Below are 14,302 nucleotides of genomic sequence, written 5' to 3' on the forward strand. Positions count from 1 at the left end.
AAGAGAAAAAATGGAAGTGGAATAATATGCAGGATGCAATAGATAAGAGAAATGAAAGAGATCGAATTGCTCATAGTATTGTGAAACGCTGGAATGTTCATTACATGTCGGAAGAAGAGATTTTAGCCGCACGCAAGAAACAGCAGGATGAACAGCGGGCACAGGAGATTCTTGATCGTCTTGCAAGAGTGGCTGCAGAGGAAGAAGAAAAAAAGCAGCGTGAGATTGATGCGGCAGTAAGGCAGCAGATTGAGGAAGAAAGAGCACGTTTACAGAAAGAAGAAGCAGATGGAACGATTTCAGATGATAAGTTATCTGCTATTTTAGGAGAAAAGAGTCCTGAACGAAAAGAAACACCGCAGGCAGCGGAAGTGTCACAGGAGGTGGAAACACCGCAGGTGGTGGAGAAACAGACAGACAGTGGAGAACAAGTGCCTGAGGTCATAGAAGCGACCGTTGAAACAGAACAGGAATAAGTCGGGTTCTAACGGACAATATTTCATTCATATATTGTAATAAGAAGTAAAACTGGAGCATAAGTATGGATGATGCCTTGTTGTTACAGAAGTATCATGGATTAGGAAATGATTATCTTGTACTCGACCCGAATAAGAATAAGATACATTTATTGGAACGTCATATTGTAAAGCTATGCAGAAGAAATATTGGCGCAGGAGCTGATGGCATTTTATATGGACCGATATGGCAGGATGAGAAGCTTTATGTAAAGATATTTAACCCGGATGGAAGTGAAGCAGAGCGCAGCGGAAATGGTGTTCGGATTTTTGCAAAATATTTATTAGATGCCGGATATATCAGACACAGACCGTTTAGCCTTTATACCAAGGCAGGCGAAGTAAGGATTGATTTTTTAAATGAAGACGGAAGTCTTATGAAAGTAAATATGGGAATACCACAATTTACCGGAGGGGTACTTGCTTATGTAGGTACGCCTCCGGAAATTATAAACAGGCCTCTGGTTTTTCATGACCATCCTTACCGGGCAACCTGTGTTTCCATGGGAAATCCGAACTGCGTGATTCATTTAGATGAAATCAGTAAAGAAAAGGCAATGGAATTAGGACCTTATGTGGAAAATGCATCTTATTTTCCAAACCGGATTAATATGCAGCTTTGTAAAGTAATGGATAGAGGTCATATCCGGGTGGAAATCTATGAGCGGGGAGCCGGATATACCTTAGCTTCCGGAACCGGAGCCTGTGCAGCAGCGGTAGCATCCCATAAGCTGGGACTGGTGGATGACAGAATTGAAGTCACGATGCCGGGTGGGCAGTTACTGATAGAAATCGGAGAGGATGGCAGCGTGTTCCTTACTGGAGAGGTGCAGAAAATCGGAACAATTCTGATGGCAGAACACTTTCTGGCGTAGTTGACAACTGCTTGCCTTTGAGTATAAAATGGAAAAATAGAATGCTCAGAAAGGAACATGAGAAAGAATGAGAAAGATACTGGATTTAATAACAGATGAGATGGTGAAAGCATTTGAAGCAGCCGGACTTGATGCAAAATATGCAAAAGTAACTGTTTCAAACAGACCGGACTTATGTGAATATCAGTGCAACGGCGCTATGGCTGCTGCAAAAGAATATAAGAAAGCACCGATTATGATTGCGGAGGAAGTAGTAGCACAGCTTAAGGATAACGCAATGTTTGAATCCGTAGAAGCTGTAAAACCTGGCTTCCTTAACTTAAAGCTGAATAATGAATTTGTGGCTTCCTATATCAGTAAGATGCAGGAGGATACAGAGCGTTTAGGCTGTGATAAGGTGGAAAATCCAAAGACCATCATGATTGACTATGGCGGACCAAACGTTGCAAAACCACTTCATGTAGGACATTTACGTTCTGCTATTATCGGTGAAAGCATCAAACGTATTGGTAAATTCATGGGACACAATATGATTGGTGATGTGCATCTGGGAGACTGGGGTCTTCAGATGGGACTGATTATTACTGAGTTAAAGCTCCGTAAACCGGAACTTTGCTATTTTGATGAAAATTATGAGGGAGAATATCCGGTTGAGCCTCCATTTACCATTTCCGAGCTGGAAGAAATTTATCCGACAGCCAGCGGAAAATCCAAAGAGGATGCAGCTTATAAAGAAGCTGCCATGCAGGCAACCTATGAACTGCAGCATGGAAGAAGAGGCTATCAGGCATTACTTTCCCATATTTTAAATGTATCTGTAACGGATTTAAAGAAGAATTATGCTAATTTAAATGTATCTTTTGAATTATGGAAGGGTGAGTCTGACGCACAGCCATATATCCCGGACATGGTACAGAAGATGAAGGATGACGGTTATGCATATATCAGTGATGGTGCACTGGTAGTAGATGTCAAAGAAGAGACTGATACGAAAGAGATCCCGCCATGTATGATTTTAAAATCCGATGGGGCCTCTCTTTATAACACAACAGACCTTGCGACGATTGTATGGCGTATGAAAGACTATCATCCGGATAAAATTATCTATGTAGTGGATAAACGTCAGGAGCTGTATTTTACACAGGTGTTCCGTTGTGCCAGAAAGACACATCTTGTGGATGATGATACAGAGCTTCAGTTTTTAGGCTTTGGTACCATGAATGGAAAAGACGGAAAACCATTTAAGACCAGAGAGGGTGGTGTCATGCGGTTAGAGACACTGCTTTCCAGCATCAATGATGAGATGTACCGCAAGATTACAGAGAACCGTACGGTAGAAGAAGCGGAAGCAAAGGCAACCGCAAAAGTAGTTGCACTTTCCGCAGTAAAATACGGAGACCTTTCCAATCAGGCTTCCAAGGATTATATTTTTGATATCGACCGTTTTACTTCATTTGAAGGAAATACAGGCCCATACATTCTTTATACGATTGTCCGGATCAAATCCATTCTGAACAAATATAAAGAAGCAGGAAAAGAAGCAGGAACAGCAGCAATTCTTCCGGCACATTCCGAAAGCGAGAAGGCATTGATGTTAGAGCTGACCCGTTTCAATGCCATGATGGAAAATGCCTACGAAGAGACAGCACCACATAAGGTATGTTCTTATATCTATGACCTGGCAAATGCATTGAATCATTTTTATCATGAGACAAAGATTATGGCAGAAGAAGACGAGGCAGTGCAGGCTTCCTATGTTCGTTTATTAACACTGACCAGGCGGACATTAGAGGTTTGTATCGATGTATTAGGTTTCTCTGCACCAGACAGAATGTAAAGGAAAATATATGATTGACAATAGAATGGGTGCCATCTTTGATTTAGATGGCACTCTTTTAGACTCCATGGGAGTATGGCGGAAAATTGATGAGGATTTTCTTGGCAAAAGAGGATTTATTGTGCCGGATGATTATCTGGTAGCAATTACTTCAAAGAACTTTGATGCGGCAGCAGAATATACCAAAGAGCGTTTCAATCTGCCGGAGTCCGAAGAGGAGATTATAAAAGAATGGTTTGATATGGCGATTGAAGCTTATACCAATGAGGTGAAGCTGAAAGCCGGCGTTATAGATTACCTGAAGCAATTGAAGGCAGAAGGAATTAAGATTGCAGCAGCAACTTCTTCCGATGAGAGGCTGTTTCGTCCCTGTCTTACCCATTGTGGCATCATGAAATATTTTGATGCATTTACAGTGACGCAGGAAGTGAGACGGGGAAAGGGATTCCCGGATGTGTACCAGCTTGCAGCAGAAAAGCTTTCTTTGAAACCAAAGCAGTGTGTGGTATATGAAGATATTTTAAAAGGTGTGGAAGGTGCAAAGATGGATGATTTCTATGTGGTAGGTGTGGAAGATATCCATTCCTCCTATGAGAAAAATGAAATCATGCAGCTGTCCGACCGCTATATCCTAAGCTTTGAAGAATTATTAGATTAATTCTGTCACACAAAAAACACAGTTTGACCGCATTTTTATCACAAAATCATCGTCTTTTTAACACAACTTTCTCATAGACTTTCTGAGGTAAGATGTTATAAGGAGGAAGAGACGTGATAGAGATTAGTCATTTGACGAAAAAATACGGGACGCATGTAGCGGTAGATGATTTGAATCTTACTATTGAGCCGGGAAGAATTTATGGCTTCTTAGGACCAAATGGTGCAGGCAAATCAACTACAATGAATATGATTACCGGATATCTGGGGGCAACAGAGGGAACCATTAAAATCAATGGATTTGATATTTTGGCACAGCCGGAGGAAGCAAAGAAATGTATTGGCTATTTGCCAGAGCTGCCACCTTTATACATGGATATGACGGTGGAAGAATATCTTTTGTTTGCAGCAGAACTTAAGAAGATTCCAAAGGAGAAACGGAAACCATATGTAGAAGATGCCATGGCAACCACAAAGATTACTGATATGAAAGGCAGACTGATTAAAAATCTGTCCAAAGGATACCGGCAGAGAGTCGGACTGGCACAGGCAATTTTAGGTTATCCGGAAGTTATTATCTTAGATGAGCCTACAGTAGGCTTAGACCCGAAACAGATTATTGAAATCCGTGATTTGATTCAGAGTCTTGGCAAGAAGCATACTGTAATTTTAAGTTCCCATATCCTTTCGGAAGTCCGGGCAGTATGTGATTACATATTTATTATTTCCCATGGAAAATTAGTTGCATCGGAAGAAACAGAAGAACTGGTAGAGCGGATGTCCGGTGGACAGGTAATCGAGCTTAAATTAAAAGCTGAAGAAGAAAAAGTAAAAGAAGTTTTTGCAGATGCAGAACATATTACTGCAGTAGAGACGAAAGAACTGCCGGAGGATGGAGTTACTGAGGTGACTGTAACGGCAGAAAAAAATAAAGATGTCAGAGAAGAGATTTTTCATATTTGCGCAGAAAGTGATATGCCGATTTTGGAAATGATAAATGGTGGTAAATCACTGGAAGATATCTTTCTTGAACTTACATCAAAGGAGGAAGAATAATGCGTGCAATATGGAAAAGAGAATTAAAATCTTATTTTCAGACAGTGACCGGATGGCTTTTTATTGCAGCAACACTGGCACTGTTTGGCCTTTATTTTTATGTATACAATATGTATTATGGTTCGACAGACATCAGCAGTACTTTATCAGCAGTAACGTTTCTGTTTCTGGTTACTGTGCCGATTCTTACGATGCGTACCCTGGCAGAGGAGCGGAAGAATAAGACAGACCAGCTGATTTTAACTTCGCCGGTATCAGTAGAAAAAGTGGTTCTGGCAAAATATCTCGCCACCGGAACTGTATTTACCATTAGTGCAGCGGTTATGTGTCTGGCACCGTTAATTATGTCAGCATATGGAAGTGTTGCTTTTGTAAAGAGCTATGTGGGAGTACTGGGCTTCTGGTTATATGGTATGACTTGTATTGCCATTGGAACCTTTGTATCTTCACTGACAGAAAGTATTGTAATTTCTGCAGTATTAACCTTTGTATTTCTCTTTGTGGGATATCTGATGACCGGAATTACCAATCTGATTTCACAGAATGGAAATATGATTACAAAGATTTTAGGCTGTTATGATTTGACAAAACACATGGATATGCTGATGCAGGGAATTCTTGATGTATCCGGCATTGTATATTATATTTCCATGATTATCCTGTTTTTGTTCCTGACGGTACAGTCCATACAGAAGCGTCGCTGGAGTATGAGCAGTAAGAAATTAAAGCTTGGCGTATTCAGTTCTGCCATGGTTGTGATCGGAATCGTGGTTACAGTCGTAGTAAACCTTGTAGTAAATGCATTGCCATCTTCCATTACGTCTATTGATTTGACAGCCCAGAAGATGTATTCCATTTCTGATGATACAAAAGAGATTCTTCATAATCTGGATGAGGATGTCACTATTTATGTTCTGGAAGCGGAAGGAAATATGGATGATACCCTTGCAACGACATTAAAGCGTTATGAAGGCGAATCTTCCCATATTTCAGTAGAATATAAAGACCCATCCGTTTATCCGAATTTTTATCGGGATTATACGGATGATACCTCTATCACCAGAAAGAGTCTGATTGTAGAAAGCAGCAAACGTTCCAAAGTAATTAATTACAGCAATATTTATGAGACCAGTATAGATTACAGTACTTATAGCAGCCAGACTACAGGTTATGATGGAGAGGGACAGCTTACCAGTGCCATTTCCTATGTCACATCGGATGAAATGCCGGTTATGTACGAACTGCAGGGACATGGTGAGACAGCATTGAACGGTGATTTTAAAGATGCTATTGAGAAAGCAAATGTCACTTTAAACAGCCTCAACCTGATGCAGGCAGACAGCATTCCGGAAGATGCACAGGCACTTATTATCAATGGACCGACCTCTGATTTTTCATCCGATGATGCGTCAAAAGTAATTGATTATATCAATAAAGGTGGAAAACTTTTGGTAACGCTATCTTATACAGATGCTGATATGAGTAATTTCTATTCGGTTTTAAATGAGTTTGGCATTACTGCAGTAGATGGAATGGTGATGGAGAGCAATACCGGTTCTTATTATCAGGCACCATATTATCTTTTGCCAAATGTAGAAAGCGGTGCACTGACTTCCGGTGTGGATGGCTATGTATTTACACCGTATGCAGTAGGTCTTACCTATAATACCGATACCGAAAATGTAACCTATACACCTTTACTTACCACTTCGGATGCAGCGTACAGTAAGACAGATGCTACAAGTTCCTTAGAGCAGACGGAGGATGATATTGCAGGACCGTTTACGGTAGGATTAAAGGCGGAAAAAACCATGGATGATACAAGCGCAGATATTCTTGTATATTCTTCCATGAGTATGTTTACGGATGATGCAGACAGTATGGTATCCGGAAATAATTTATCCGTATTTTCAAAATCCATTGCAAGCTATATTCCGGAAGACAGCGGTTCAGCAGTTGTGATTCCGGTCAAAGAATATGACAGCAGTACCCTGACCGTACCGGCTTCGGTTGTCATTGCATCAGCTGTAATCGGCATTGCAGTAATTCCGTTATTGCTTCTTGCAATCGGTATCGTAATCTGGATGAGAAGGAGAAAGAAGTAATGAAGAAACAGAAAAAACAGTTGATTGCTTTATGCATCCTGCTTCTTATCTGCATTGTGGCATGGGTTGGCCTGACGAAGTGGAATAAGAGCCAGGAACAGAAAAAAAAGGAAGAGGAAGAAGCTTCAAAAGTAACGGTGACAGATGTTAACACAGAAGATGTAAATGCATTTTCTTATCAATATAATAATGAGACACTGTCTTTTGTAAAAGAAGATGATACATGGTATTATGAGGCAGATAAAAGCATTTCTTTAGACCAGGATACTATGGAAACATTGATTGCCACCACAGCACAACTTACGGCAGAGCAGGAAATCAAGGATTATGAGGACTTATCAGAGTATGGACTTGAAACGCCGTCAAATACCATTACACTGACGACAGGGGATGGAACAACAACACTTCTGATCGGAAATAAAAATGACATGCTGAGCCAGTATTATGTAAAGACGAATCAGTCTGACAGTATTTATCTGGCAGGAAGTGCAGTATATACCACTTATCAGAAAGGCATTGCGGATCTTACAGTAACGGAGAGTACTGAGGAATCGGCGACTGAACAGCCGGAAGAGACAGAAGAAGCTGATACTCTACAAGACGGGGATACGGAAAGCACAACCGAAATTGCAGAATAAAAGGATTGACAAGTAAAATATCCGTTGGTAAAATATATGAGAAAGTGTGGAAGAGAAATAGTAATCATTGGAAGCCTTCAGAGAGAAAACGGCAGGTGAGAGTTTTTGACGGAAGATGATGAACCAGTCTTGGAGCTGCATATCCAAGCAGAAGTGAAGGTATGTCGGGTTCTCCCGTTACAGAGAGAAGGCATAAGAAGATGTGCCGGAGTGCAGGAGCAGTCCTGAATTTAGGTGGTACCACGGATGAAACATTCGCCCTAAGCTAAATCATAGCTTAGGGCTTTTATATTGCTTTAAGCAGATGAGTTGCAAGAATAGAAAAAGGAGATAAGAAAATGAAACTGGAAAAATTAGTTGGTGACCGGTTTAAAGAGAGACCGGCAGATTGTGTGATTGACAGTCATGCACTTATGGTAAAAGGTGGATACATCAAATATGTGGCAAATGGTATCTATTCTTCATTCCTGCCATTAAAGAGAATTACACGTAAGATTGAGCAGATTCTTCGTGAAGAGATGGACAAGGTAGACGGACAGGAAGTACAGTTCCCGGTTGTTATGCCTGCATCTATCTGGGAAGAATCCGGAAGATATGAAAGCATCGGAGACGAGCTGCTTCGTTTTACAGACAGAAACGGTGCCAGGATGGTACTTGGCATGACCCACGAAGAAGCAGCCGTACAGCTGGTTCGTGAGTATGCACAGAGCTATACCAAATATCCTTTTATGATTTATCAGATTCAGACCAAATTCCGTGATGAAGCAAGACCTCGTGCCGGATTAATCCGTGTAAGAGAGTTTACCATGAAGGATGCATATTCCTTCCATACCAGCCAGGAAGATTTGGAGCAGTATTATCAGAGAGTACACAAGGCATATGAGCGTATTTTTGAAAGAGCCGGTATTCCGGAAGTGGTATCCGTTGCATCTGATTCCGGTATGATGGGCGGAAGCCTTTCCCATGAGTTCATGCTTCTTACTCCGATTGGAGAAGATTCCATTGTACTTTGTGATGATTGTGGATACAAAGCAAATATGGAAGCTGCAGAAAATATTTCTGATATTCCAAGAGCCGCAGAATCAGCAGAACTGGAAAAGGTTCATACACCAAATATCCATACTATTGAAGATATCTGTGAATTCTTTGGCGATAAGACAAACAACTCCTGTAAAGCAGTTGTTTATCAGAAAAATTCAGATGACAGCTATGTGGTTGTATTTATCCGTGGCGATCTGGAAATCAATGAGACCAAGCTTGTTAATTATCTTGGTGACCAGATTCATGCTGCTGTTATTACAGAAGAGTGCGGATTAAATGCAGGCTATATCGGACCGGTTGGCTTACATATCAATGCACCTCATGTGGTTTTATATGATAAGTCTCTGGAAGGAAGAAATAACTTATCCTGCGGAGCAAATGAAGAGGAATACCACTTCAAAGGACTTGATATGGAGCGTGATGTAAAAGACGCAGAATATCATGATTTTGCTAAGGTATACGAAGGTGGAATCTGCCCGAAATGTGGTAAGAAGACCGTCCGTATTTCTAAAGGTATTGAAGTGGGAAATATCTTCCAGCTCGGAACCAAATATACCAAGTCCATGAAGATGACTTATGTAGATAAAGATGGTGAGAGACAGACTCCAATCATGGGCTGCTATGGAATCGGTGTCGGAAGACTTGCTGCTGCTGTATGTGAAGCCCATCATGATGAGTATGGTCCAATCTGGCCAAAGGAAATTGCTCCATGGCAGGTCCACCTTTGTGCAGTAAGACCGGACAATGAAGAAGTAAAGGCTTTTGCTGATGATTTATATGAGAAAATGCAGAATGCTGGTATTGAAGTTGTCTATGATGACCGTACCGTAAGTGCCGGCGTTATGTTTGCAGATGCAGACCTTCTTGGAATTCCACTTCGTGTTATCGTAAGCCCTAGAAATATGAAACAGGGAATCGTTGAAGTGACATCCCGTGATAAGACCTTAAAGGAACAGGTTCCGGTAGAAAACGTATTTGAAGAGATTCAGAAGTACTTATAAGAAGAGATTAAAAATAGCATATAGTGAATGATATAAGAAGAACTTCTGCCGGTTGGAAAACAATCAGCAGAAGTTCTTTTTGTGCGAATAGCGAGAAAAATCGCATGCCTGCATGCAGATTTGGCAAGCACCGCGATAACTCGAGAAACTCGCAAAGCGTGTTTCTCGTAGTTAGTGCGTCTGTTTATTAATATAGCTTGTCTTAAATTTTGAATACATAATCTTCTGGCTGCGGTACAGTCCGTAATAGCCGGAGAGCATATAGCTGAATGCAATCGCAAGAAGCAGGAATGGCATTGCAGCGAAACCGAACATTTCAAAGCTGATCAGCAAAGAAGTAATCGGGCTGTTGGTGACACCACAGAAAATGGCAGCCATACCGATGGCGGCACATAAGGTTGGGGAGAAACCGGTCAACGTTCCAAAGAGACAGCCGAAGCTTGCACCGATAAAGAAAGTAGGAACAATTTCGCCACCTTTAAAGCCGGCACCAAGGGTCAGGGCGGTAAAAATGATTTTTAAAAGAAAAGCTTCCGGAGCCACTGTGCCGTCAAAACATTTGGAAATAATATTAACGCCGGTTCCATTGTAATCCTGATTACCTGCCAGAAGGGTGAGGAGAATAATGATGCAGCCGCCTGCCGCAGCACGAAGGTAAGGATTTTTGATAAATTTACGGTAAATGGCTTCACTGTAATGTAAGGAAATACAGAACAGGATACTGACCAATGCACATAAAACGGCAAGAATCGTTACGGTAACTGCAGAAGAAATTCCAAATTCCGGAATGTCTAAAATGGCAAAGGACGGCGGCGCAATCTGAAAGTGTAATGCCAGACCATGTGCTACTAAAGCAGAGATAACGCATGGCACTAATGCAGAATAGTGCATGATGCCGACACTGACTACTTCCAGCGGAAAAATAGCTGCAGCCATCGGTGTTCCGAATAAGGCGGAAAAAGCAGCACTCATGCCGCACATAATCATAATATGTTTATCTTTTTCATCAAAACGGAAAAGTCTTCCGAGAGAATTTCCGATGCTTCCGCCAAGCTGAAGTGCTGCACCTTCCCGGCCGGCAGAACCACCAAAGAGGTGTGTGATTAAGGTGGAGATAAAAATAAGCGGAGCCATACGCAGTGGAATTTCATCCCCAGAGTGGATGGCGGAAAGCACCAGGTTGGTTCCAGTATCCTTTTCATCATGGAGAAGATGATAGAGCAGTACAATCACGATTCCACCCAGCGGAAGAAAGAAGATGAGCCATGGATAAGCAGTTCTTGTATCGGTGACCCATGTCATGCCAAAGTAAAAGGCAATTCCCACCATACCGATGAGAAGACCGGACAGAATAGAAAAAATAATCCATTTTATGGCGGTACGCAGACGACGCAGATTGTGTTTGATTTTATGTATCACAAGTTCTTTGGTAACTGGTTCGTTCATGATGTAGTAACTCCTTTTTTATATAAAGTAAATATTATAAGCAGAAATTGTTTGTATTTTTTGAAAAATATATATTCTATAAGAAATAGTAGCATTCTGGAAATAAATTTACAAGATGAATGAAGAGATAAATGAAGAGAATTTTATTTGCAAAAAATAACCGGGGTGACTATAATAAGTGAAGGCTTTCTATAAAATCTGGAAATTACAGGCAATGGAGGAAGAAAGATGGAATCAGAAATCAGGATACGCCGGCAGATGATAGAGATTGGAAAAAGAATTTATCAGAGTGGAATGGTGGCTGCCAATGATGGTAATCTTTCTGTGCGTATATCAGAGAATGAAATTTTGTGTACGCCAACCGGAATATCTAAAGGATATATGACGGAAGAATGTTTATGTAAGATAAATCTGCAGGGAGAAGTCTTATCCTGTCAGGATGGGTTCCGCCCGTCTTCTGAAATGAAGATGCATTTGAAAGTATATGAAAAACGTCCGGATGTAAGAGCAGTTGTACATGCGCATCCGCCATATGCCACAACCTTTGCGATTGGCGGTCAGGCATTAAATCGTGCAATCATATCAGAATCCATTGTAAGTCTTGGCTGTGTGCCGGTAGCAGAATATGGGCTGCCGTCTACGCAGGAAATACCGGATGCCATTGCACCATATCTTGACTATTTTGATGCGTTGCTCTTAGCGCATCATGGGGCACTGACTTATGGAAAGGACCTGACGGAAGCTTATTACCGGATGGAGTCGGTAGAATTATATGCAAGACTTCTTTACCAGAGTAAAATGATGGAAATGGACCGGGAGCTGGATGCAGATACGGTACACAAATTGTGTCTGATGCGGGAAAAGGCAGGAATGAAGAATCCGGAAACAGTCTGTGGCAGTAAGAAATTATTATTTGAAAGCTGCCGTGAGTGTATCCGCAGGAAAAATCTTTTGCCAGATGGATAGAAAAGAAAACGTTTGGCAGAAGGCAGCATTTTATAAGCAAGAAAAAGTTATTACAGAGAATAGCGGGAAACAGAAAAAGGAGATTAGAAGATGACAATAGAAGAAAGAGTAAAATTAGCAGAAGAAAAACATCACAGTGGTTATAACTGTGCGCAGGCAGTATTATGCAGTTACAGTGATAAGCTTGGAATTGACGAGGAAACTTTATTCCGTCTGTCCGAAGGATTCGGCGCAGGAATGGCAGATATGCAGGGAACCTGTGGAGCAGTAACCGGCATGTATATGATTGCAGGAGCACTGGGAAGCTCGGGAGCAATTGAAAAGGGCATGACCAAAGGCAGAACATATCAGACAGTAAAGGGACTGACAGCAGCATTTGATGAAAAAAACGGCTCTCATATCTGTAAAGAATTGAAAGGAATTGAAACCGGAAAGGTTTTGCGGAGCTGCGATGGCTGTATTGAAGATGCAGTCCGTATTGCAGAGCGCTTGTTTTCATAGAAAAAACACAATTTAATGGTAAAAGTGCACAAAAATGGAATGCCAAAATTATATAAGTGTACAAAATGTTGAAAACCCCATTGCTATTTTTGAGTAATGGGGTTATATTATATACATCCACTGAAAACGTTACCGAGAACGTAACCAACCAGTTTTCAGACAAGTCGGTATACAGATTGGGGAAGAGGTTTTCAGGAAGGACAGCATATTATATTTTAGGAGGATGTACTATGAAAAGAAAATTAGTATCTCTTATGTTAGTTGTATCTATGACAGCAGCTATGGTTGCTGGATGTGGAAGCGACGACAAGAAAACAGCTGACAATAATGCAGCAGGAACAGAGAAGACAGATGACAGCAAAGAAGCAGCAAGTGGTTCTGTTTACTACTTGAACTTCAAACCAGAACAGGATCAGCAGTGGCAGGATCTTGCAAAAGCTTACACAGATGAGACTGGTGTTCCAGTTGAAGTTGTTACAGCAGCATCTGGTACATATGAAGAGACTTTAAAGTCTGAGATGGCTAAATCTGATGCACCTACACTTTTCCAGGTAAACGGACCGGTTGGTCTTGCAACATGGAAAGATTACTGTGCAGACTTATCAGGAACAGATGTTTATTCACATGTTAAGAGTGATGACTTTGTACTGAAAGATGGAGATGAAGTAAAAGGTATTGCATATGTACTTGAGACTTATGGTCTTATTTACAACAAAACAGTATTAAACGCATATTGCGGAATGGACGGAGCTAAAGTTACTTCTATCGATGAAATCAACAGCTTTGCAAAATTAAAAGAAGTAGCAGATGATATTCAGTCAAGACTTGCAGAAGTAAGTGAAGCAGCTGGTCCTGAATATGACCTTAAGGGTGCATTTACTTCAGCTGGTATGGATTCATCTTCTGACTGGAGATTCAAAACCCATTTAGCAAACCTTCCAATCTACTATGAATACAAAGCAGATGGAATCGGATCTACAGATGCTATCAAAGGAACTTACCTTGATAACTACAAACAGATCTGGGATTTATACACAACAGATTCTACTTGCGAAGGCTCTATGTTAGCAAGCAAGACTGGTGATGATGCAACAGCTGAATTTGGCTTAGGCGAAGCTGTATTCTATCAGAATGGTACATGGGCATACAATGATATTATCAATGCTGGTGTATTAACAGATGATGACCTTGGAATGATGCCTATCTACATCGGAGCTGATGGAGAAGAGAATCAGGGACTTTGTACAGGATCTGAGAACTACTGGTGTATTAATGCTAATGCTTCTGAAGAAAACATCAAAGCAACAGAAGATTTCTTGAGCTGGGTTATTACAAGTGACACAGGACGTGACGTTGTTGCTAACCAGATGGGCTTCACAACACCATTTGATACATTTGATGATGGATATCAGGCAAGCAATGCATTCATGGATGCAGCTAACCAGTACATTGCAGATGGTAAGACTTCTGTAGCTTGGTGCTTTACAACAATGCCTTCTGAGGCTTGGAAAGATGGCGTAGGTTCTGCATTAACAGCTTATGCTGCTGGAACAGGTTCCTGGGATGATGTTGTAACTGCATTCGTTGATGGCTGGGCTTCTGAGTACGCAGCAGCAAACGAGTAAGACTTATCACATATAATCAGAACAATATGTGAAAAAAGG

12 protein-coding genes and 1 other annotated feature are annotated in these 14,302 nt (G+C 41.1%); of the genes, 11 read left to right on the top strand and 1 reads right to left on the bottom strand.

All coding sequences use genetic code 11. The annotated features are described in order from the left end of the window. Positions 1-26: 26 nt before the first annotated feature. From DWW33_RS00530 to DWW33_RS00565, 8 genes are all read left to right on the top strand, one after another. Positions 27-476 carry a hypothetical protein gene (locus DWW33_RS00530; protein ID WP_118540617.1) on the top strand — a complete coding sequence of 150 codons (450 nt, stop codon included), beginning with the start codon at positions 27-29 and terminating at the stop codon, positions 474-476. Between the two features lie 65 nt (positions 477-541). Further along, on the top strand, positions 542-1,390 hold the full coding sequence (gene dapF / locus DWW33_RS00535) for a diaminopimelate epimerase (protein WP_118638655.1): 849 nt from the start codon (positions 542-544) through the stop codon (positions 1,388-1,390). 67 nt (positions 1,391-1,457) lie between these two features. Then, entirely contained in the window at positions 1,458-3,227 is a 1,770-nt protein-coding gene (argS, locus tag DWW33_RS00540; protein WP_022242603.1) for an arginine--tRNA ligase, read from the top strand. 10 nt (positions 3,228-3,237) lie between these two features. Further along, positions 3,238-3,885 carry an HAD family hydrolase gene (locus DWW33_RS00545; protein WP_118638656.1) on the top strand — a complete coding sequence of 216 codons (648 nt, stop codon included), beginning with the start codon at positions 3,238-3,240 and terminating at the stop codon, positions 3,883-3,885. Positions 3,886-3,998: 113 nt separating this feature from the next. Beyond that, positions 3,999-4,940, top strand: a complete 942-nt coding sequence (locus DWW33_RS00550) for an ABC transporter ATP-binding protein (protein ID WP_118638657.1) — start codon at positions 3,999-4,001, stop codon at positions 4,938-4,940. Continuing rightward, on the top strand, positions 4,940-7,045 hold the full coding sequence (locus tag DWW33_RS00555) for a Gldg family protein (protein WP_118638658.1): 2,106 nt from the start codon (positions 4,940-4,942) through the stop codon (positions 7,043-7,045). The genes DWW33_RS00550 and DWW33_RS00555 overlap by 1 nt, the downstream gene beginning before the upstream one ends. Then, positions 7,045-7,683, top strand: coding sequence for a DUF4340 domain-containing protein (locus DWW33_RS00560; protein WP_118638659.1), 639 nt, complete (start codon positions 7,045-7,047; stop codon positions 7,681-7,683). The genes DWW33_RS00555 and DWW33_RS00560 overlap by 1 nt, the downstream gene beginning before the upstream one ends. A 38-nt stretch (positions 7,684-7,721) precedes the next feature. Continuing rightward, positions 7,722-7,949 (top strand) — a binding site (T-box leader). A 72-nt stretch (positions 7,950-8,021) separates the two neighbouring features. Next, positions 8,022-9,725 carry a proline--tRNA ligase gene (locus tag DWW33_RS00565; RefSeq protein WP_118638660.1) on the top strand — a complete coding sequence of 568 codons (1,704 nt, stop codon included), beginning with the start codon at positions 8,022-8,024 and terminating at the stop codon, positions 9,723-9,725. A 171-nt stretch (positions 9,726-9,896) separates the two neighbouring features. On the opposite strand, the gene DWW33_RS00570 is transcribed toward DWW33_RS00565, so the two are convergent. Next, the gene (locus DWW33_RS00570; RefSeq protein WP_118638661.1) at positions 9,897-11,171 is read right to left on the bottom strand and encodes a chloride channel protein; all 1,275 of its coding nucleotides are present in this window, start codon (positions 11,169-11,171) and stop codon (positions 9,897-9,899) included. Positions 11,172-11,399: 228 nt separating this feature from the next. Here DWW33_RS00570 and DWW33_RS00575 point away from each other — a divergent pair, with 228 nt between their 5' ends. The 3 genes from DWW33_RS00575 (at position 11,400) to DWW33_RS00585 (ending at position 14,263) form a co-directional block, all read left to right on the top strand. Continuing rightward, on the top strand, positions 11,400-12,137 hold the full coding sequence (locus tag DWW33_RS00575) for a class II aldolase/adducin family protein (RefSeq protein WP_117697145.1): 738 nt from the start codon (positions 11,400-11,402) through the stop codon (positions 12,135-12,137). A gap of 90 nt (positions 12,138-12,227) precedes the next feature. Beyond that, positions 12,228-12,638 (top strand): C-GCAxxG-C-C family protein, encoded by a 411-nt coding sequence (locus DWW33_RS00580; RefSeq protein WP_117946894.1) that lies wholly within the window; start codon positions 12,228-12,230, stop codon positions 12,636-12,638. A 230-nt stretch (positions 12,639-12,868) separates the two neighbouring features. After that, positions 12,869-14,263: an ABC transporter substrate-binding protein gene (locus DWW33_RS00585; RefSeq protein ID WP_118087409.1), complete on the top strand. Its 1,395-nt coding sequence runs from the start codon at positions 12,869-12,871 to the stop codon at positions 14,261-14,263. Positions 14,264-14,302 lie beyond the last annotated feature (39 nt).

It is taken from the genome of Roseburia sp. AF15-21 (assembly GCF_003479505.1).
Lineage (GTDB): Bacteria > Bacillota > Clostridia > Lachnospirales > Lachnospiraceae > Roseburia_C > Roseburia_C amylophila.

What these genes read in the sequence shown, in the direction of transcription:
- DWW33_RS00580 (WP_117946894.1), top strand. Translation starts at nt 12,228, where the DNA reads ATGACAATAGAAGAAAGAGTAAAATTAGCAGAAGAAAAACATCACAGT.
- DWW33_RS00570 (WP_118638661.1), bottom strand. Translation starts at nt 11,171, where the DNA reads ATGAACGAACCAGTTACCAAAGAACTTGTGATACATAAAATCAAACAC.
- DWW33_RS00545 (WP_118638656.1), top strand. Translation starts at nt 3,238, where the DNA reads ATGATTGACAATAGAATGGGTGCCATCTTTGATTTAGATGGCACTCTT.
- DWW33_RS00555 (WP_118638658.1), top strand. Translation starts at nt 4,940, where the DNA reads ATGCGTGCAATATGGAAAAGAGAATTAAAATCTTATTTTCAGACAGTG.
- DWW33_RS00575 (WP_117697145.1), top strand. Translation starts at nt 11,400, where the DNA reads ATGGAATCAGAAATCAGGATACGCCGGCAGATGATAGAGATTGGAAAA.
- DWW33_RS00530 (WP_118540617.1), top strand. Translation starts at nt 27, where the DNA reads ATGCAGGATGCAATAGATAAGAGAAATGAAAGAGATCGAATTGCTCAT.
- dapF (WP_118638655.1), top strand. Translation starts at nt 542, where the DNA reads ATGGATGATGCCTTGTTGTTACAGAAGTATCATGGATTAGGAAATGAT.
- DWW33_RS00565 (WP_118638660.1), top strand. Translation starts at nt 8,022, where the DNA reads ATGAAACTGGAAAAATTAGTTGGTGACCGGTTTAAAGAGAGACCGGCA.
- DWW33_RS00560 (WP_118638659.1), top strand. Translation starts at nt 7,045, where the DNA reads ATGAAGAAACAGAAAAAACAGTTGATTGCTTTATGCATCCTGCTTCTT.
- argS (WP_022242603.1), top strand. Translation starts at nt 1,458, where the DNA reads ATGAGAAAGATACTGGATTTAATAACAGATGAGATGGTGAAAGCATTT.
- DWW33_RS00585 (WP_118087409.1), top strand. Translation starts at nt 12,869, where the DNA reads ATGAAAAGAAAATTAGTATCTCTTATGTTAGTTGTATCTATGACAGCA.